This window comes from Paraburkholderia dipogonis (genome assembly GCF_046027395.1).
Taxonomy (GTDB): Bacteria; Pseudomonadota; Gammaproteobacteria; order Burkholderiales; family Burkholderiaceae; genus Paraburkholderia; species Paraburkholderia dipogonis_A.
This window is the reverse complement of record NZ_JAQQEG010000010.1, coordinates 1-18302: the sequence shown is the minus strand read 5'-3', so window position 1 is coordinate 18302 and position 18302 is coordinate 1. Positions and strand designations below refer to the sequence as shown.

The window sequence follows — 18302 nt, the reverse complement described above, 5'->3', positions numbered from 1 at the left end:
TCGGCGCACCCCGCATCCGATGCACGAGGCCCTGATGCGCTGGCTAGCTCGCCTCGACCACGATGGTCTGACCGAGCTTGGACCACTTCTGCGCCTTCGCCAGATAGCGATCCTCGATAATGCTACGCCTGATCTTGAGGGTCGGCGTCAGGAAACCATTGTCGATCGACCAACTGTCTGCGACGACCACCATATAGCCCAGCTTCTCGTGGTCTTCGAGCATGGCGTTCACGCTATCGAGCAGGCTCTGAAGTTCCGCCGTCAGCGGTTCGCGCGCGTGACGGTCCTGCATTTGCCGCTTCGCATCGGGCGCAAGCATCGCGAGGACGAAGGGCTGCGGATGTCCAGGGCCCGTCACGCACACCGCTTCAACCTTCGGGTGGCTAAGCAAGTTTTCGATCGGCACCGGCGCGACGTATTTTCCCTTGCTGGTCTTGAAGAGCTCCTTGACCCGCCCGGTAATCTTCAGGCGGCCGATCTCGTCCATCTCGCCGCGATCGCCCGTCATGAAAAAGCCGTCCGCGGTCGTGGTTTGCGCCGTCAGTTCCGGATCCTTGAAGTAACCGAGCATCTGAGTGGGTGTTTGGAGCAGGATCTCGCCGTTGTCCGCGATGCGGCATGTCACGCCAGGGAGCGCCTGACCGCTATAGCCGAGCCGAACCTGCCCTGGCCGGCTGTAGTGCGAGTACGAAAAATTCTCCGTCATGCCGTATACATCGAGCAGTTCGAGGCCCAGCTTGCGATACCAGTTCACGATTTCTACTGGCAGCGGCGCGGAGCCGGTGAAGGCAATCCTGACGGCATCGAGTCCCAGCAGCGCAAGGATCTTCTTCTTGATGGCGCCCGAGACGATGGGCAGCGAGAACAGCAGTTTCTGCTTCCATGCCGGGAGCTTCGCGCACGCGCCGATGTAAAACTTGGTCCACAGGCGCGGCATCGAGATGAACAGTGTGGGCCGCGCACGCTGCAAATCCCGCCCAAACGTCTCAAGACTGTCGGAGAAGTAGACGCGGCATCCGTGGCAAAGCGAGTTCGACTCCACGAAGCACCGTTCGGCGCCGTGCGCCAATGGCAGGTAGGACAACAAACGGTCGCCCGTCCCAAACCCGCAAAAGCGGCCGGATTCCAACGCATACGTGATCATGTTGCGAAAGCTGTGCATGACGCCTTTGGGCTTTCCAGTGCTACCTGACGTGTACATGATGGTCGCTAGCTCGTCGGGCTGAGGCAAGCTCACGTCCTGCAACGGTTTCACATTGGCCATGATCTCGTCCCAGTGCGGTACGCCCCCGATCTGGGCCATCGGCAAAGCGACGATCGGCAACTGTGCCGACGCGCCCGAGCGAATCTCATCCCAGCGTTGCGGCGCACCATCGATCCTGCCGGCAAACAGCAGGCGGGTATTGCAGTGCTCGAAGATATAGCGCGCGGAGTCGGCGCTGATGGTGGGATATAACGGCACGGACACATGCCCCGCCAGCCAGATCGCAAGATCGGCCATGATCCAGTGCGCGCTGTTTTTCCCGAGAATCGCGATGTGGCTCTTCGCAGGCAACGCAAGCGAGCGCAGATATGCAGCCATGCGCCTCGCCTGGTCGCCGACTTCCTTCCAGCTATAGTCCACCACCGTTCCATCAGGATGCGGCTGAGTAAAGTAGACAGCGTCTGGCTGAGACTGCTCCCATTGCAGGAAGCGGTGAACCAGACTAATAGAATTCATCTCTTTCATGCTTGTCCCCAAGATTCTTCTGATTTGCTTCATCCGGATGCGAGCCTTGCGAGCAGCAACGTAGGCGAGCGATGGCTGCGGCAGGCGCACGTCATACGTTCCCGATTGACGTGGTATTCACGCCGTTCGAACGAGTCGGCACCAGGCCATCATAGGCAACGTCCTGTCGGGCCGCCCCTTCCTTTTCTAGGGGCGCGGCGCAATGGCAGGCTCTGCAGCGCTGAACATCGAGGTCAGCTCGCAAGAGCGGCCCGATTTGCGCGACAACCACTGCGTGATGGTCAAGTGCCCCCCCGTTTTGGGAGGGCGGAAAGCGCGACGCCTGCGCTATTCTTTTCGGCAAGAAAAAACGCGCGGACAGACCCGCTAAGTTCGCCGAACCGGCCCGGAGACTGAGATGCGGAGTGAGCGCCAATCTTCGGCCCTAAGCAAACAGGCCTTGCGCGTGGTCGGGCCTTTCATCCCGATTGTGTTCGCGTTGATGCTGGCCAGCAGCCTGAGCATCGATCTGCTCTCGTCCGTTCGCGCCTATGTGGGTGGAGAAAGCCTGTGGAGTAAGGGGCAAAAGGACGCGGTGCTCCATTTGATCCGCTATGGCGAGACCCACAATGAAGATGAGTTCCTCGCCTATCAGCGTGCCATCGCCGTACCCCTTGGCGATCGCGTTGCCAGAATCGAACTGCTGCGCGCGCAACCCGACCTGGACAAGGCCGCCGCCGGCCTGATCGCCGGCGGCAACCATCCGGACGATATTCCAGGCATGATCCGCCTCGTTCTGGATTTTCGCCGCCTGCCGCCGCTCGAACATGCCATCACGGTCTGGACCCAGGCGGACGCCGAGGTGAAGTTACTCAGCGACCTCGCGGAGCAATTGCATGCCGCGACGCGCGGCGGCGACCACGGCGCGGCGAACATTGCGCACTTGATGCTTCAGATTCGGGAATCCAATGCCCGCCTCACGCGGCTCGAAGAGGCTTTTTCCTATTCGCTCGGCGAAGTCTCGCGTCTGGTGCGTGACCTGCTGATACCGGGCATTGACGTCGCCTCAATCCTGTTATTGGCCGCGGGGATATTTCTCGCCGTGCGCGGCATGCGCCTGGAACTGAATCTCAGACAGGCACTGTCGCACAGCGAGGAACGGCTCACGCTCGCTATCAGCGGCAGTAACGATGGGCTGTGGGATTGGGACGTGCGCAGCAATGCATTCTATTTTTCGGCGCGCTGCGCACAGATGCTGGGCTATCACGAGTGTGAGTTGCCCCAATCGTTCGCCACCCTGCTCGCGCTCATCCACCCGGACGATTTCGCTTCCCTCGAGTTGAAGCTCCACGGGCATCTGCAGGACAGCCTGCCCTTCGATGCCGAGTTTCGCCTGCGCACCAGGACCAACACCTACTTATGGGTTCGCTCGCGTGGACGCATGGTGCGCGACACCGTCGGTCTCGCGCAACGCATGGCGGGCTCGCTGACCGATATTACCGAGCAAAAGTGTGCAGAGGCGCTGCTGCGCGCAGAGCAGGCGCGCGAGCGGGAGCATGCCGCTCGCCTCGCGCACGATGCGACCCACGACGCGCTGACCGGCCTCATCAATCGCATCGAGTTCGAACGGCGTCTGGCCGACGCCATGCAACGCGGGCAGTCTGAAAACTGCACACATGTCCTGATGTACCTCGATCTCGACCAGTTCAAGGTGGTCAACGATACATGCGGGCATGCAGTGGGCGACGAACTGATTCAGCAACTGGTGTCCGTCATGACAGCGGAGTTGCGCAAGTCCGACATGCTTGCGCGCCTCGGCGGCGACGAATTCGGCGTGTTGCTGGAGGACTGCACCACCGAAGATGGCGAATGCGTAGCGGATTCGCTGCGCGAGGCGATTGCACGCTTTCGCTTCGTGCACCGCACGCGCAGCTTCGCGCTGGGCGCGAGTATCGGCATGATCCGCCTCGACGCGGACGTGTCGCACGTGGCCGAGGCGTTGAGCGCGGCCGATGCCGCCTGTTATCTGGCCAAGCAGCGGGGACGCAACCGCGTGCAGGTGTATCAGCCGCACGACGACGCCGTACGTGTCCTCCACGACGAAATGGAGTGGGTCAGCCGTACGCACGCGGCACTGGCAGACGGACGTTTCGCGCTGCATGCCCAGCAGGTAGTGCCCTTGCAGGCCGACAGCGGAACAGGCCGGCATATCGAGTTGCTGCTGCGCATGGTGGACGAACAGGGCCAGCTGGTGCCACCGATGGCCTTCATCCCTGCGTGCGAGCGCTACAACCTGATGCCCACTCTGGACCGCTGGGTGATCGATGCGGGCTTTGCCGAGCTTGGGCGCTTGCGCCGCGCGAATCAAGCGGATATCGCAGTCTGCGGACTCAATCTTTCTGCCGCTTCGCTGTCCGACGATCAGTTGTCCGAGCATATCCGCGAGCGCGCGGCGCATCACGGCATCCCGCTCGATATCGTCTGCTTCGAGATTACCGAGACCGCGGCAATCAGCAACCTGACCCAGGCGACTTCATTCATCCGCCAACTGCAGGCGATGGGCTGCCGCTTCGCGCTGGATGATTTCGGCGCGGGCATGTCGTCATTTGCCTATCTCAAGCACTTGCCGGCTGAGTACATCAAGATCGACGGCGGCTTCGTGCGCGAGATGTTCGATGATCCGATCAATATGGTTGTGATCGAGGCGATCCAGCGCATCGCCCAGGCCATGGGCATGAAGACCGTTGCCGAATGGGTGGATAGCGATGAGGCGTTGACGCACCTGCGTGAGTTGGGTGTGGACTACGCGCAGGGTTATGGCGTGGCGAGGCCGGTCCATTTTGCAGGCCGGCGCGAAGCCGGCCTGCAAAATGTCGGCAGCGCAGCATGAAACAGGGGCCGTGTGCGTCCCCTGCCGTCCTCCCCGCATTTTTGCGTATACAGATACGTATATTGCGCACACAAATAGAAATTTATTCTTTAATAATCAATCTACTACATGTCATATTCGAGTCCTCTCCTGGCACCAACAGTTGTTCCGGCGCAAGCCGAAGAAGTCCGAGAAACCCCGTAAGATCAACGTCTTACGGGGTTTTTTGTTATTTGCAGCTCCCGTCCGTTCCGCTGATGTCGACGGTTTTTGCGTATACCCGATTCGAGGGCAAAGCCATGCCCAGTCGCGTCGAACCGAAATCGGAGTTGGTGTTCCGCGCCGCCAAAGTGCGCGCCCGTCCCTGTCTCCTTGCGGATGGAAACGGGCTCGCTTTGAGAGTCCAGCCAAACGGCACCAAAACCTGGCTGCTCCGCTATCGACGGCCGGGCACAGGCATGGAGAACTTCCTCAGCCTTGGCCCCTCCCCCGCTATCACGACATTGCCGCCGAGCGGATGAAAATGCAGCACGATCACATCGTGCCATTGCCCAAAATCCCTTGCCGGGCACACGTGATTCGCCGAAAACGAGCCCCCCGCGCGTATCGAGGGACATCATCAGGTTGCGTAGTTCAGGACGTTCTCTTGCGAGAGGCTTTCGATCAAATGCTCTGCGGACATTGGACGGCCAAGCAGGAAACCTTGCAGGGAATCGCAACCAGGCCGGGTCAGGAACGCCTGCCGCTCCGTAGTCTCCACGCCCTCCACGACGATGTTCAGACTCGCATGGCCGAATTGCAGCGCCGGCTAACGGCAAAGATCTCTGCCGAGATATGCAGCGACCGCCTCTGTCAGCGCGATGCCGTGCAATTCCTCCGGCGATGCGAGACGTGCGGCGATAATCTCACGATGATCAAGCCGCAGCTCCGGTATGCAATCGAGGTGCAGTTCATAGAAATGCACCCGGTCTCTTAGCCCGTCCCAAATGCCGCAGGCACTGCCCGCGGGGAGTAACGTGTACGACGACAGACCAATCTCCTCCTCCATTTCGCGCCGCGCCGCTGCATCAGGCGTCTCACCAGGCCGGACGCTCCCGCCGGGAAAATTCCACTCGGCCCGGTACGATGACTTCACAAGCAACAGCGCCCGCCCAACGTAGATTGCGACTAGCGCACCCTCATGACGAGGCCGTCGAAGGTACCACCAGGCGCGAGCGAACCGGAATCCGAGGCGAAGCGCCATGCGCCAGACAGAGTCGATAAGCGTGGCCGGTCGCACTCGTTCAAGGCTCGGCATTGGTTCTCTCCTTTCCTTTCATGGCCAGAGGATCTTCCGGATCAACGCGTTAGTGCGGCTTGGATCATTCAGCGTCTGTCACACCGCTGCCTGGAAACCGTAGTTTAGCCAGCGGCTGCTCTCGCTGGGGATAGTGGCTGTCAACAATTCAAGGGCGTGCGTCGACCGGCCGTTCATGCCCGCACTGCGCCTAACGATGATCGGCCAGTCCGACCCGATGCCGCCGGTCCGGGCAGCGATCCCGGAGGGACCGCCGACGGGCGCGAGGCCGTCGGTCTAATGTCAGAAAAATCGCCGTTCGTTGCACAGATGCCGCAGAGCCTCCGACGCGGCTACATTTCAGAATTTGAATGTCCGGTTCGGCGCTGTTTGCATTACCGTACTGTGTCGGTTGAATGGAGGGCGACGTGAAATGAAGAACCCATCGAGGAAATGGCCGATGCTTCCCGCGTTGGCTTTATTGCTCGCAGGCTGCGCGGCGAGCGGCATGCCGGAAAGCGCCGCGCACCTGACCGCATTGCAGTGCCGCGACCTGGCTGCGCTCAAGGACAACGCGCCGCCGACCCCGGAGCGAAGCCGCAGCGAATTGGCGGCCTTGAGGAAAGCGGGCTACGACCCATCAAGGTGGTTCGACCCGCATTACCCCGAGGATCTGCAGGCGGCACAGCAACTGGTCGACCGTTGGTTTCAGGCGGAGTGCCAGAAGACGCCGCCCGCTTGACGTCAAACTCATTCGAGCTCTGGCGCACCCGGCGCTTTTTGGCCAACCTGGCGAGCGGAAAAGACTGATGCCGACCCGGCAGAGACCTAGCCCCTTCGCCCCATGGCAACCGGCCGGACACGCGGCACGTCCCGACACCGGCCAGTGACGCATTTATTTCGCGGCAGCCGAACCGTTTCCCAGCAAGGCTTTGCGGGCTTCAGTGAGTCGTGCGGCCGCGAAGTGACCCATGTATTGTCGCGATGGGACGAATTCATTGCGGTCTACTGAAACGCACGATCAGGGCGTCCAGCGATAAACGGTGATGCTGGAGCCCTTGACGTTGTTCTTCGTGACCACGTACTCACCCGTCGATCGAAGGTATGCCCTGATGCCGTACATCGAATCGATAGCGCTGCTGGCGTCGACGGTACGGTTACTGGTGTTGACCAGCGTAGCGTCGAGGTTGCCTGTAGCGAGATTGAAGGCGTCGATGTTCGGCAAAGCTTGCCCGCTGCCGAACCAGTAGCCCACGAAGAGATAACGGCCGGCCGCGTCGATCGACTTGGCACCGGCGTGGGTGAGGTTGATCACCGGATTGGGTGCCGTGGTGTTGCCCGCGCTCCAGCCGTGATACACCTCGATCCGTGTGCCTATCGACGTCCAGTCCGTACTCCCGACGATGCCCTGGCCGAGAATCATGGTGTCGCTGTCCGCGAGGTAGACGATGCGCGTCAGCGGCTGGATACTCGCGGGAATGCGGATAGGGATACCGGGTCCCCATGTCGGCTTGCCGCTGGCGTCGAAGCCGGTCAGCGGGTAGTGGTAGATGTAGCCGGTCTTGTCCAGACCGGCCCACACGCCCCCCTTGCTGTCGATGCAGAATCCGTCCCTGACCGATGCAGTCGTTTTGAACGCCGGGCCCGGAAGCGTGGCGTCCGGTATTGCGATGTAGCCATTCGCAGCATTGAAGTGGAAGAAGTAGAAGATATCGGGATTCTGGCCGGACGCCACGAGGATCCGGTTGGCGCCGACGGTGGCAAGTTGACCGAAGTGCTCATCCCGTGAGTGATCGTTCATGTTGATGCGCGGGTCCGACGGGTAGGTGAACGGATCGACAGTGTTCGCGACGAAGGTGCCTCCAGCGCTGCCGCTGTAGATGTTGGTGCCGCCATAGAACAAGGCGCCATCCGTGGCCGGGTCCGGGGCGGCGATGCCTTCGAGGTTGAGGGACTGAAGCGTCCACCGCAGGCTGCCGGCACCGTTATACGCATGAATGTCGGTGCCGCCGTTGCGGCCGAGGTCCCAGCTTCCGCCCCACGGGTTGTTGAGCACATAGAGGTTGCCGGCGGTGTCCTTGCCGATGCCAGCGATGCGGGTGAAGCGCTTCGCGCCAACCTGGCCTTTGATTCCCGTCGTGGTGTCGAGATAACCGCCCTGAATGCCGAATGTCCCGGCCAGCGCCGGCGTGCCGGAGAGCTTGTAGCGCTTGATGTTCATGTCGGGGCCCTCGTCCCCTATCATGAGTTGCCCCGACGACGCATCGAAATAGAGCGCCGACGGCTGCGATCCGCTGGGCATCCGGATGGTGTTCAGCAGGGCGCCAGCTGGACTGAACTCGACGGTCGCGCCTTCACTCTTCTGTGCGACCCAGACGTTGCCTGCGCCATCCAGGGCGAGCGCGCCCGGGCCCGAGACGTTGATGTCCCGCTTCCAGACACCGTCGGTGGTGTAGATCCGGACGCGATTGCCATAGAAGTCGCTCGCATAGAGGAGCGAGCCCGCCGTGGCGAGTCCGGTGATGACGTCGACCCGAGGCTGGTTGCTGAACGCGCTGACCTGAATCAAAAGATCGCGAGTCCTGGTGGCGCGGTTGTATCGACCCACCGCGCCGCTTCCGTACGATCCGCTGGGCTGCAGTGCCGCGAAGATCGATGTCGCGTTGCCCGTGATCGCGCCGCCCTGAAATTCGCCGTGCGTGCCGATCGAGCCGAGGCTCTTGCCGTTCTGGTAGATTGCGACGCCACCCTCGTACTCGTCCCACATGGAAGCCGTATAGATGACGCCTTCCGGCGCGACCCACATGGAGCGCGCGGTGTTGCCCACGTGGGTGGCGAGGGTGCCATAGGTGTTCGCCAGCCAGTCGGTGGTGTTTTGCGCCTGACAGGCCGGCGCAATCGTGGCGATCGCCGCGACGAGGAGCGCAGCATGAATTCGTTTTTTTGCGATCATACTGATGCTCTCCTGAACGCAGCGATCATTCACGTGAATGGTCGGCCAGCCAGATTGCCTGAACGTTTCCCAGAATGCATCGCTTGCGTCGCGAGCCATTTTTTGTCATCTCGACGCTCACCTCATTGCCAGTGAGACGCTCGCAAATGAAATCTGGATTCTCGCGAGACGACACGACCGTAAGCGCTCGCTCGTTGCAAATTGATAAGCTTCCCTGAAACGGATCAAGTTCAATTCGTTCAGCTGCTTTCTTGCCAATGTCGTTGCCCGACTTGCACAGGCGCACGGACAGGGTGACCCGCATATAACATATGCAGTTCATTGCGCTTTTACAAGGCCATCGCGACTTTGGTTGCGCACGTGAATTGCCGGTCTTGAGCGAAGTTCGGCCGTCTTCTGTCGACCCGCTAACAGACTCATGCGAACGGCATACGCAACTCGGCCTCGCGAGGCTCTGATCAGGCGCATGTGACCATTAGAAATCCCTTTGATGACATTTTCGAAGGACCGCTATGCCTGCAAGAACAGCCGCCGTGTCGTGATGGTGATGCTCGTGGGTTTGTCGCGAGCCGGGCAGTCGTTACTGTCCGGCAGTGGCCTGCTGTCAGCCGCTATTGAGGCGTCGGCGCATCCTGCCGGATCAGGTCGCGGCGCTTCAGTTCGGCCCAGAAGGCCGGTGGAATGTCAGCCCGGAAGGTTTGCAGATTGTCTTCCAGCTGTGCAACCGTACGCACGCCGGGAATGTTGGTCGGGATCGCCGGATGGCCGAGAACGAATTGCAGCGCTGCTGCCTTGAGCGGCACCGAGTATTCCTGACATACCTGCTCGATCTTGCGCACGCGCTCAAGGATCGGTTCAGGCGCCAGCGAATAGTTGTACTTCGCGCCCGGCACCGCACCCGTCGCAAGAATGCCGCTGTTGTAGCCGCCACCGAGAATGATCGACACCTGCCGCTCTTCGCACAGCGGCAGAAAGCCATCCAGTGCGTCCTGCTCGAGCAGCGTGTAGCGGCCGGCCAGCAACAGGCAGTCGAAATCTTGCCGGCGAATCGCTTCGTGTGCGACTTGCCATTCGTTGACCCCGAGCCCCACCGCTTTCACAACCCCTTCGTCGCGCAGTTTCAACAGTGCTTTCGACGCCCCCGTCATCGCCGCCTCGAACATCTCGTGCTGACGCTCGCCGTGGGTAAAAACATCGATGTCGTGGATCAGCGCGATATCGATATGCTCCAGCGCCAGCCGCTGCAGACTGTCCTCGATCGAGCGCATCGTGCCGTCATAGCTGTAATCGAAAACGGGTTCGAACGGCAGCCCGTCAACCCACGGCTCGAAGTTGATCTCGGCGCGCCTGCGCGGCTTCAGGATGCGCCCAACCTTGGTGGACAGCACATATTGGTCGCGCGGATACCAGCGCAGCCCTTGCCCGCAACGCGCCTCGCTCAATCCGTGCCCGTACATAGGCGCGGTGTCGAAGTAGCGTACGCCCGCGTCCCATGCCGCCTTGATCAAGGCGGCCGAATCCTCTTCGCTGATCGGCCTGAAAATGTTGCCGATCGGCGCAGCGCCGAAACCCATCACGGTTGTCTCGAGCCCCGACCGCGGCCACCTACGCTTTGCTACCGGATCCATCTTTATCCCCTTTAATCAGTGAAGTTGCGCGTTTCGTAATGGGTTAACACGAAGCCGCTCACTTGACTTTCGCTGCAGCCGCAAGCTTGCGCACGCCCTCTTTCGCATCCTCGTTCGAGTTCATGAAGTTCGTCACAACGTCAGTAATCGCACCAGCGGTAACCGAGGACTGAAGCTCGCCGAAGGCCAACGAAGGCAGGAACCCACCCGACTTAATCGTAGCCAGCTCGTCTGCGCGTGATTTCTTGGCGCAGCTATCGAACTTGTCCATGGGCACATCCAGCCGGACGGGAATGGACCCCTTGTAGAGACTGAACTGCTGCTGGAAATCAACGGACATGATCGTTTTGGCAAGCGCAAGCTGTCCGGGCGTCGCCTCCTTTTTGCCGTTCTGCTGAAAGAACACAAACGCGTCCGCTGTGTACGTATAAGCGTTTGACGTACCGGGCGCGGCCGCGCAGATATAGTCGACATCCGCCTTCCTGTTCGCGTTGGCGAACTCCCCTTTTGCCCAGTCGCCCATGAATTGCATGCCGCCCGAGCCGGAGATCACCATTGCCGTCGCAAGATTCCAGTCACGACCGTGGTAGCCCTTGTCGAAGTAAGTCCGGATCTTCTGGACGGTCTCGAACACCTGCACCATCTGCGGCGAGCTCAGCGTTTTCTGATCGAGATCGATGAGGGCTTTCCGGTAAAAGTCCGCGCCCTGTGAGAGCACGACTGTCTCCCAGATGGTCATGTCTTGCCAGGGTTGACCACCGTGCGCGACGGGCGTGATGCCCGCTGCGCGAAACTTGTCGGCAAGCGCGAAGAATTCCGGCCACGTCGTGGGCGGCGTAGCGCCGACTTTGTCCAGGTCGGCTTTGTTGATCCACAACCAGTTGATTCGATGTACCGAGAAAGGTGCAGCCACATAGTGACCGCCTGCCTTCATGGCACTGTCTATTTGCGCTGGGGTGTGCGCTTTCCAATCGGTCGCGGACTGATCGATCGTGACCAGCGACCCCTGCTCGGCCCAATCGTGAATCAGCGGTCCCTTGATCTGCGCGGCCGAAGGTGCGTTGCCCGACATGACTTGCGTCTTCAGCGCCGTCATGGCCGCCGCGCCCGCTCCTCCTGCAATGGCGAAGTCCTTCCACTCGTAGCCCTGTTTGTTCATATCGTCCTTCAGCACCCGAATCGCTTTCGATTCGCCACCGGAGGTCCACCAGTGCAGAACAGAAAGCTGTTCGGCGGCAAATGCGGCATGGGTTCCAGCCATGAGCAGCGCAGCGGCTGTCGCAACCGATGTCAGTGATCGTTTCATTGCAGTCTCCGAATTTTTCGTTATGGATCGAGTGAAGCATGCGCGGCCAGAGCGGCCGCGTATGCATGCTCGTTTTCATGCAGGTAATGCGTTCAAATGATTTACAAGTCGAACCCGAGTTGCGCCTTGCCGAGCGCTGTCAGGTCGTCAGCTGTCGCGCGTCCGGTGAAATCCACTTCGAAATGGTCAGTAGGGAAATCAGGCGGGCTTTCACCCTTGAGGAAACTCGGCAACTGGCGCTTCAGATAAGCGTCGTTTTTGGCGCACGCGGGCACCGAGGCGATGTACATCACATTGCTGTAACCCGCGCCCTTATGCTCGTCTTCGACCGCATGGATGACATCGCTGTGCCAGAACACGGTGTCCCCCGCTTCCATTTTGGGAATCGACGACAACGCCTCGAACAATGGCGCATGAAATTCTGGCTTGATCGACAGCGCCCGGCCGGGCATTGCACCACACAGGTCGTCCTCTGCGACATCGTCCTGAAGCGCGCGCAGCAGGATGTACACCATCGAATTGGCGATGGGGACGAGTTGTAGCGTGCCGTCACCCGGGCCTTGCGGCGTCAACGCTGTCCAGCCCTGGAAAGTGCGGAACATCGAACATACGGCGGGTGACGCAATCTCCTCGACGTCAGGTCGGAAAGCCGCATCGAACGCATCGTAGTCGCGCCAGTTCCCAGAAAACACGTGGCGATACACCTTGCGGAAATTGCTCTCGATCCAGCGCTCGACCGACCCACCATCGCAATGCGCCGACAAGCCGAGCGACTCGGAACCTGGCGGCCGGCGACGCAGACGATCGGCATAAACAGGCACACGCTCCGGATCGAAATGAACCTGTCCGTCGCTCTCATTGCGCCAGAGTCTGTTGAGGAACACGCGAGCCGAGGTCAGCGACTCCGACTGACGAGCCAGCACTTGCGGCTTCGACCAGTACACGCCGTAGATCTGCGGCTTGCTGGACGCCAACTGCCCAAAATATTTATCTTCTGCGCGGTTTTCGAGGCGTTTGTCGAGGTTGTTACGCTCGACATAGCTGGCGATATCATCGTCCCAGCTCTGCACCAGCGTGCGCGGCAAGACATTGCGAATCACGCATGCACCCCGCGCCTTGACGACCGCGATCTGGTCCGCGCTCACACGTTGTTCGGTGATATCGGAAAACTGAATCTCGGGAATGACATCCTCCCCACGATCGCGCTGCCCGGCGATTCGCTTCGCCTCGGCACTGATCGCTTCTTCGACTTCGGCAAAGACCTCGCGGTAGTTCGGCAACGCCGCGCGCAATTCCTTTTTTGCTTGCCGGATCGCGCCCGGCAAATCATCGATTCGTAACGCCATGATTGTCTCCGTATGGGTTTGCTATGCCCGAGGATATGACGTGCATGCGTGTCCTGGTGATACTATTCAGGCAATTCATTTGCGTTTTCGGCCATGAAACCAGCCTACGAGCATGTCGAGTTCGGCGAGGATTGTTCGGTCCGGGTTTACCATCGGCGGCTCCCGCGTATTCCGTTCGAGTGGCATCACCACCCGGAGTACGAGTTAACGCTGACGATGAACAGTCATGGCAAGCGCTACATCGGCGACTCCGTCGCCGAATATGAAGCTGAGGATCTTGTCCTCGTGCCGCCGGATCTCCCTCACACCTGGGCGTCGAATCGTTCGATCGATTCATCCTCGCCACAGGTCGCCATCGTCATGTGGTTCGACGGCGGTTGGGCGCGGCGTATGGCGGATTGTTGCCCCGAATATGAACCGCTGCGCAAGCTGTTACGCAGGGCCGCGTGTGGGCTAGCCTTCGAGCCGCCTGCCGGCAACTGGATGCGCGGGCGCCTGGAGCAACTGCTATCGAGCCGGGCGCGCGAGCGCCTTAGCGCTGCCCTCGATATTTTGTGCACGCTCGCCGACGCGCCAGGCCAACCGCTCGCCTCGCCGAGCGCTTTCAACCAGGCGAGCGCCGGCCCATCTGGCCACGAGCCCGAACGGATCAACCGGGTTCTTTCGATGATTGACGCGCGCTTCGCCGAACCATTGCGACTGTCAGAACTCTGCGCGATCGCTAACCTGTCGGAACGCACACTCACGCGTTACTTCGTTCAGCATATCGGTGAGAGCGTCGGTCGGTATATCGCCCGGGTTCGCATTGGCCACGCGTGTCGGATGCTGGCCGACACCTCCTTACCCGTTGCCGTTATTGCTGCTCGTTCAGGCTTCGCGAACGTCGCCAATTTCAATCGGCAGTTCAGGTCCGCAAAGCAAACAACGCCGGCCGAATATCGACGCCTGTTCGCAGCCGCGGGTTCTGCGGAGAAAGACGCGGCGGCTCGCTTGACCGAACGGTCTCCGTCACTCCGAAGGAAGCGCAAGTTGGCTGGTGAGCGAGAGGGCGAAGCGACTGTAGATTAGTACCGCGCGGTGCCCCACGCCGTCAGCGCTGCCGATGTCCGGACTTGACGGGAATGTCTTTGCCCTGCTTTCGTTCTTCCTCCAGAAGACTTCGCTTTCGGTACTGACATTCCTTCCTCGCACTCAACGGCTCTCAGCGGTCCGCATTGAAGCTATTGGGCCTATCGCGCCGCAACGCGACGTCACGCGATCTGCTGAACCCATTGACTCCGCCAGCCCGGGGCCTCGAAGGGATCCGAAAAATACTGGGTCTCGTGAATGACCTTGCCGTCGCAGAACTCCATGATGCTTACCGTGTAAGCCGCTCGCCCCTCATAAGTGATGGTGTATTCCGTGACCCACAGATTACCTTCTCCTTGAATCCGCCTGACGTCGAAACCTGACGGCTTATCTGGATGGTGACTCCGCAGTGCCTGCAAATTGCTTCGCCCGATGATTCGCTCACCTGATTGGGGATAGTCACAGATGGCATCATCATCGTAAATATCGTGTTCCGCGTCGAGATCGCCGGCCGCCGACGCGCTCCAGTGCGCGTCCAGGGCTTCACGTATCTGTTCTTCCTGCATGGCGTGCCTCCGCATACCGTTCACGTCTATCTATTGCGTACGCCGCGGAATAAACCCGGGGCTGCCCGTCTTGACGACTTCGTTGTACCTCTGCCTCGTCTCAATCCGGTTGATCTCGTCGAATGCGTCTGCTGGAAGCGCGGTGATATCGAAATTCTCTCGCGCGCGGGCCGCCGTCTTAGGGGTGGTGAGCAAAGCTCCGCCGCGCTGGATCGCCCAGGCAAGCAGTACCTGCGCCGGCGTCTTTCCAATTCGCGCAGCGATCTGCAAGATGACCGGATCCTCGAGCGGCCCCGGCCTGATTCCGTGACCTAATGGCGCAAAGGCCAAAAACACGATCTCTCTCTCCTTGCAGAATTCCAGAAGTTCCGTTTCCGGAAGATACGGATGAGCTTCGACCTGCACCACCGCCGGCTTGATTCGTGCCGATTCATAGAGAGGCCGCAATTCATTCAAGCCGATGTCGGACAGTCCGATGGCCCGGCATCTTCCATGGTCGACGAGATCTTCCATCGCTCTCCACGTGTCTAGCAAAGTCACGTCTTTGTCGTAGATGACATCGCCGTTTTCATCGCGCGGATCCTGCTCATCCCCCGCTTGAAATGCGAACGGCGTGTGTATCAGATAGAGATCGAGATAGTCGAGCCCGAGTCTTTCAAGACTTGCCTCGAAAGCCGGTTCGACACGCTCGCGCCGATGATTGGAATTCCACAACTTTGTGGTCACGAAGATGTCTTCGCGTGCGATCCCTCCGGCAGCAAGCCCTATCCGCAGAGCCTCGCCCACCTCGCGCTCGTTCCGATATCGCTCGGCACAATCGAAGTGTCGATAGCCGGCTTCCAGGGCGTCGCTGGTCGCACTGGTAGTCGTAGCTGAATCGGGAATCAGCGTGCCGAATCCGAGCGCGGGCATACGGCCACCGCCGTGATTAAGCACCATATTTTTGGTCCGGAAATCGGGAGATTCAATCATATCGACACCTCCGCACTATTTCATGCCCTGCGACGAAGGACCGACGCTTGGGCCCGCAATTGCGGCGCCAGGTCCATGAACAGAAAAAACGTCAACGTACTCGAGTCGGATAACCGCTTCATAGCGATTCCTGGCTGACGAATTCGTGAACTGCTTACACCGGGTCTCTTTGCGTAACAGTATGTGAAGCGCCGCTTCATTGGCAGGCGCGACTTCGTGGCTTTGGCAAAGAAGTCAGAGTCGTCCCGACAACCTAAGCGAGCAGAATGGTGGCCTTGAGGCCCTTCTCTCTCAGGCCGGATTGTGTTGAATGTTCGAAAGTTGAAGCCGTCAAATCTGGTCGCGCTGATTCGCAACTCAGCCGCCGTCATCAGGGTCAACCGAGCGCCAAACAAATCTGCTTGCTGATCAAGTGTAGCAAATGAATCACCGGGCGGCAGCGGAGGGTTCCGGGAAAGTACATCACGCAATTGGTGTGATTGCACTCCATGCAACAAAGCATTCGCACTGTTCAATGCCGGTCAACTGTTGCGTGATCAAGGTCAGCGTGGCGCGCTTATACGGCGATCCTGTTCAAATCCGCACCGTTCGTCACGGGAGAAATCCTGCACGTCGACGGCGGCCAGAGTGCCGGTCGCTGAACGCCAAAGACTTGCCGGGCTCCGCTAGTCGGCGCCTTTTTTGTCGCCGGAAAACAGGATGGCGTCATGCCTATCGTCACGACCCAGGCATCATCGAACCCTCTCTTGACACGTGAGCGCTATGCTCCCCATGCCGGATGTGCATGACGTTCAATCCAAGGACGAACTCGAATGTCCCACACTCGATTCACAAGCAGCAAAGACGAACTTGTCGCCCGTTTTATCCCCTTTCTGCAAGAGGTCAAGGACATGACCACGAGCACCGAGGTCGAGCACTGGCTAAATACGGAATATGGCATTGAAAGCGAGTTGTACAAGGACCTGTCGCGACTGATTACCCTCGGCGTGAAAGAGGGCTGGGCAGCCGACGCCGAAATCGCTGGCCCGCGTTATCGTCGCTCACGACTCGTTGCGCCCTGCGCGGAGACGTTCTTCTTCAGCATCACAGCGGTGTTGATGGACAGCACGGGTAACACCCAGAACAATCCCGAGGGCAGCTCCCGTGGCGACTATCACTCGCACCCGTATGGCGAGTTCAATCTGGTGATACCACTCAATGAAGGCGCTGCGCTCGCAGGTCCGAACGGCTGGTGTTATGGCGGGTGGACGGCACCGGCACCGGGAAGCCACCACTTTCCGGAAACCAGGGGCGGCGCTGTCATCTCACTCACTTTTTTGCCCGCAGGACGGATTGAGTTCGACGTCAAACCGCCTCAGCATCGAAACGCTCCGGGGCGCGCTGTCCAAAAGAAAGACGCCGCTAGCCCTGAACGGCCAGTTGGACTCGAACCACGCGTGTCCGCTTGACCACTACCATGAGACACTCCACGGCCCCCCACAGCCGCGGTGATTGAATCCAGTCTCAAACCTGTCTACGCTTCGACAATGGTCACGTCATAGTTCTCGTCTTCGAATGCGACGAGAAACTCTTCGGGCATCAGCCATGAATCGACGCTCACCATCTTCGCGTCAATGTCGACGTTGACCTTTGCGTCGGCGTCGACGGTCTTCATCGCATGCTCAATCGTTGATACATCGTCTGAACGGATTTCGTTTTTCATCGAGAATTTCATTTGTCACTTCTCCAGTCAACAACACTTGAATAAAGCAGGTTCTATCGATTCATCGGCGTCAGTGGGTCTGCATATTGATTGTACTCACTACCCGTTCGGCGGTCGATGAACCACCGCGTCAGTTGTTGATCCGGACACGCTGTAGCGGCAGCAAACACCCGTGCTGAACCACCGGCGCGACGCGGTTACTTTATCGCCCGGCGATCTCTAAAGCGTGCCACAAAAAATAGCTGCTCGCAGCCACTCCACCTTGCTGAAATTTGTTCTGTTAGCCGAATGGAAAAGAATCCTTTCCAGGTAGGTGCATTGTCCTGTTGCTGTGGTGACTTTGGCCGCATTTGTGAACGGAATGGACTGATACGCGGCCTTTTTAGCTTCGGCAGAGCAGACCCGTCTCCTAGAATGAGATCAACCCATTGCGCGGCAGCGATACGTGAGTGAACCGGCTGGAACGAGTGCAGTAAAAAACTATCAGGTCATCGGGTCGGGCATCTTCGCGGAGCATCCGGGATCTTCGCGAGCACTGGGCGTGACAGGGAGATGTCCCGATGGCATGCCCCATTAAACACTGGTAGCCGGACCCTTATGAACACCGCCAACCCATCGATAACCGGAACGGGAGAACCGAAGCTCGAGCCATCGTCGGCGCCGGTCTCTGTACCCCAGACAGGGACTCCTGCACAGCAGACGTCCACCGAAGCGACAGTACCGAGCCCATCAATGAGCGCGGTTGCCGTGGCGCCGGTAAATGTCTTGAGCGTGTTGAACTGCGCGCGAGCATTTCCATTCGAGCATGCTCGTGGACCACCTGGGCAACAACGCGCTGGTCACGGGCCAGAGCATCGATGCGGTTCACAGCATCGGCGAACTCGCCCACCGGATCCACGAGCAGGCCA

Annotated in this window: 13 protein-coding genes and 2 pseudogenes; 6 read left to right on the top strand and 9 right to left on the bottom strand. The window is 59.7% G+C overall.

Annotated features, from left to right (window positions below; all coding sequences use genetic code 11):
* Positions 1-43 precede the first annotated feature (43 nt).
* On the bottom strand, positions 44-1729 hold the full coding sequence (locus tag PQR32_RS12020) for an AMP-binding protein (RefSeq protein WP_408226270.1): 1686 nt from the start codon (positions 1727-1729) through the stop codon (positions 44-46).
* A gap of 397 nt (positions 1730-2126) precedes the next feature.
* On the opposite strand from PQR32_RS12020, the gene PQR32_RS12015 reads away from it, so the two are divergent.
* Together PQR32_RS12015 and PQR32_RS12010 are read left to right on the top strand one after the other, a co-directional pair.
* Positions 2127-4598 (top strand): EAL domain-containing protein, encoded by a 2472-nt coding sequence (locus PQR32_RS12015; RefSeq protein ID WP_408226267.1) that lies wholly within the window; start codon positions 2127-2129, stop codon positions 4596-4598.
* Positions 4595-5098: an Arm DNA-binding domain-containing protein gene (locus tag PQR32_RS12010; RefSeq protein ID WP_408226264.1), complete on the top strand. Its 504-nt coding sequence runs from the start codon at positions 4595-4597 to the stop codon at positions 5096-5098. Before PQR32_RS12015 ends, PQR32_RS12010 begins: the two co-directional genes overlap by 4 nt.
* 287 nt (positions 5099-5385) lie before the next feature.
* On the opposite strand, the gene PQR32_RS12005 is transcribed toward PQR32_RS12010, so the two are convergent.
* Positions 5386-5874 carry an NUDIX domain-containing protein gene (locus PQR32_RS12005; RefSeq protein WP_408226261.1) on the bottom strand — a complete coding sequence of 163 codons (489 nt, stop codon included), beginning with the start codon at positions 5872-5874 and terminating at the stop codon, positions 5386-5388.
* A gap of 412 nt (positions 5875-6286) precedes the next feature.
* Here PQR32_RS12005 and PQR32_RS12000 point away from each other — a divergent pair, with 412 nt between their 5' ends.
* Positions 6287-6595 (top strand): DUF4148 domain-containing protein, encoded by a 309-nt coding sequence (locus PQR32_RS12000; RefSeq protein WP_408226258.1) that lies wholly within the window; start codon positions 6287-6289, stop codon positions 6593-6595.
* A gap of 279 nt (positions 6596-6874) precedes the next feature.
* Here PQR32_RS12000 and PQR32_RS11995 read toward each other — a convergent pair whose 3' ends face one another.
* The 4 genes from PQR32_RS11995 to PQR32_RS11980 form a co-directional block, all read right to left on the bottom strand.
* Complete coding sequence (locus PQR32_RS11995; protein ID WP_408226723.1) at positions 6875-8806, bottom strand: SMP-30/gluconolactonase/LRE family protein; 1932 nt, start codon at positions 8804-8806, stop codon at positions 6875-6877.
* Between the two features lie 611 nt (positions 8807-9417).
* Positions 9418-10434 carry an aldo/keto reductase gene (locus PQR32_RS11990; RefSeq protein ID WP_408226255.1) on the bottom strand — a complete coding sequence of 339 codons (1017 nt, stop codon included), beginning with the start codon at positions 10432-10434 and terminating at the stop codon, positions 9418-9420.
* 58 nt (positions 10435-10492) lie between these two features.
* Entirely contained in the window at positions 10493-11740 is a 1248-nt protein-coding gene (locus tag PQR32_RS11985) for an ABC transporter substrate-binding protein (RefSeq protein ID WP_408226252.1), read from the bottom strand.
* Between the two features lie 101 nt (positions 11741-11841).
* Positions 11842-13086: a DUF1479 domain-containing protein gene (locus PQR32_RS11980; RefSeq protein WP_408226249.1), complete on the bottom strand. Its 1245-nt coding sequence runs from the start codon at positions 13084-13086 to the stop codon at positions 11842-11844.
* Positions 13087-13179: 93 nt separating this feature from the next.
* Here PQR32_RS11980 and PQR32_RS11975 point away from each other — a divergent pair, with 93 nt between their 5' ends.
* Positions 13180-14154 carry a helix-turn-helix domain-containing protein gene (locus tag PQR32_RS11975; RefSeq protein ID WP_408226246.1) on the top strand — a complete coding sequence of 325 codons (975 nt, stop codon included), beginning with the start codon at positions 13180-13182 and terminating at the stop codon, positions 14152-14154.
* Positions 14155-14336: 182 nt separating this feature from the next.
* On the opposite strand, the gene PQR32_RS11970 is transcribed toward PQR32_RS11975, so the two are convergent.
* Positions 14337-14720, bottom strand: coding sequence for a nuclear transport factor 2 family protein (locus PQR32_RS11970; protein ID WP_408226243.1), 384 nt, complete (start codon positions 14718-14720; stop codon positions 14337-14339).
* Between the two features lie 30 nt (positions 14721-14750).
* On the bottom strand, positions 14751-15692 hold the full coding sequence (locus PQR32_RS11965; protein ID WP_408226240.1) for an aldo/keto reductase: 942 nt from the start codon (positions 15690-15692) through the stop codon (positions 14751-14753).
* Positions 15693-16255: 563 nt separating this feature from the next.
* Between PQR32_RS11965 and PQR32_RS11960 the strand changes: the two are divergent.
* Together PQR32_RS11960 and PQR32_RS11955 are read left to right on the top strand one after the other, a co-directional pair.
* Positions 16256-16333: pseudogene (locus tag PQR32_RS11960) on the top strand (3-oxoacyl-ACP reductase); the annotation flags it as partial.
* Between the two features lie 171 nt (positions 16334-16504).
* Positions 16505-17053, top strand: a pseudogene (locus PQR32_RS11955) (4-hydroxylaminobenzoate lyase); the annotation flags it as partial.
* A 152-nt stretch (positions 17054-17205) separates the two neighbouring features.
* On the opposite strand, the gene PQR32_RS11950 reads toward PQR32_RS11955, so the two are convergent.
* Positions 17206-17406, bottom strand: coding sequence for a copper chaperone (locus PQR32_RS11950; protein ID WP_408226237.1), 201 nt, complete (start codon positions 17404-17406; stop codon positions 17206-17208).
* Between the last annotated feature and the right edge of the window lie 896 nt (positions 17407-18302).

Coding starts and splice junctions, on each gene's coding strand:
- PQR32_RS12020 (WP_408226270.1), bottom strand. CDS start 1,729: ATGAAAGAGATGAATTCTATTAGTCTGGTTCACCGCTTCCTGCAATGG.
- PQR32_RS12015 (WP_408226267.1), top strand. CDS start 2,127: ATGCGGAGTGAGCGCCAATCTTCGGCCCTAAGCAAACAGGCCTTGCGC.
- PQR32_RS12010 (WP_408226264.1), top strand. CDS start 4,595: ATGAAACAGGGGCCGTGTGCGTCCCCTGCCGTCCTCCCCGCATTTTTG.
- PQR32_RS12005 (WP_408226261.1), bottom strand. CDS start 5,874: ATGCCGAGCCTTGAACGAGTGCGACCGGCCACGCTTATCGACTCTGTC.
- PQR32_RS12000 (WP_408226258.1), top strand. CDS start 6,287: ATGAAGAACCCATCGAGGAAATGGCCGATGCTTCCCGCGTTGGCTTTA.
- PQR32_RS11995 (WP_408226723.1), bottom strand. CDS start 8,806: ATGATCGCAAAAAAACGAATTCATGCTGCGCTCCTCGTCGCGGCGATC.
- PQR32_RS11990 (WP_408226255.1), bottom strand. CDS start 10,434: ATGGATCCGGTAGCAAAGCGTAGGTGGCCGCGGTCGGGGCTCGAGACA.
- PQR32_RS11985 (WP_408226252.1), bottom strand. CDS start 11,740: ATGAAACGATCACTGACATCGGTTGCGACAGCCGCTGCGCTGCTCATG.
- PQR32_RS11980 (WP_408226249.1), bottom strand. CDS start 13,086: ATGGCGTTACGAATCGATGATTTGCCGGGCGCGATCCGGCAAGCAAAA.
- PQR32_RS11975 (WP_408226246.1), top strand. CDS start 13,180: ATGAAACCAGCCTACGAGCATGTCGAGTTCGGCGAGGATTGTTCGGTC.
- PQR32_RS11970 (WP_408226243.1), bottom strand. CDS start 14,720: ATGCAGGAAGAACAGATACGTGAAGCCCTGGACGCGCACTGGAGCGCG.
- PQR32_RS11965 (WP_408226240.1), bottom strand. CDS start 15,692: ATGATTGAATCTCCCGATTTCCGGACCAAAAATATGGTGCTTAATCAC.
- PQR32_RS11950 (WP_408226237.1), bottom strand. CDS start 17,406: ATGAAATTCTCGATGAAAAACGAAATCCGTTCAGACGATGTATCAACG.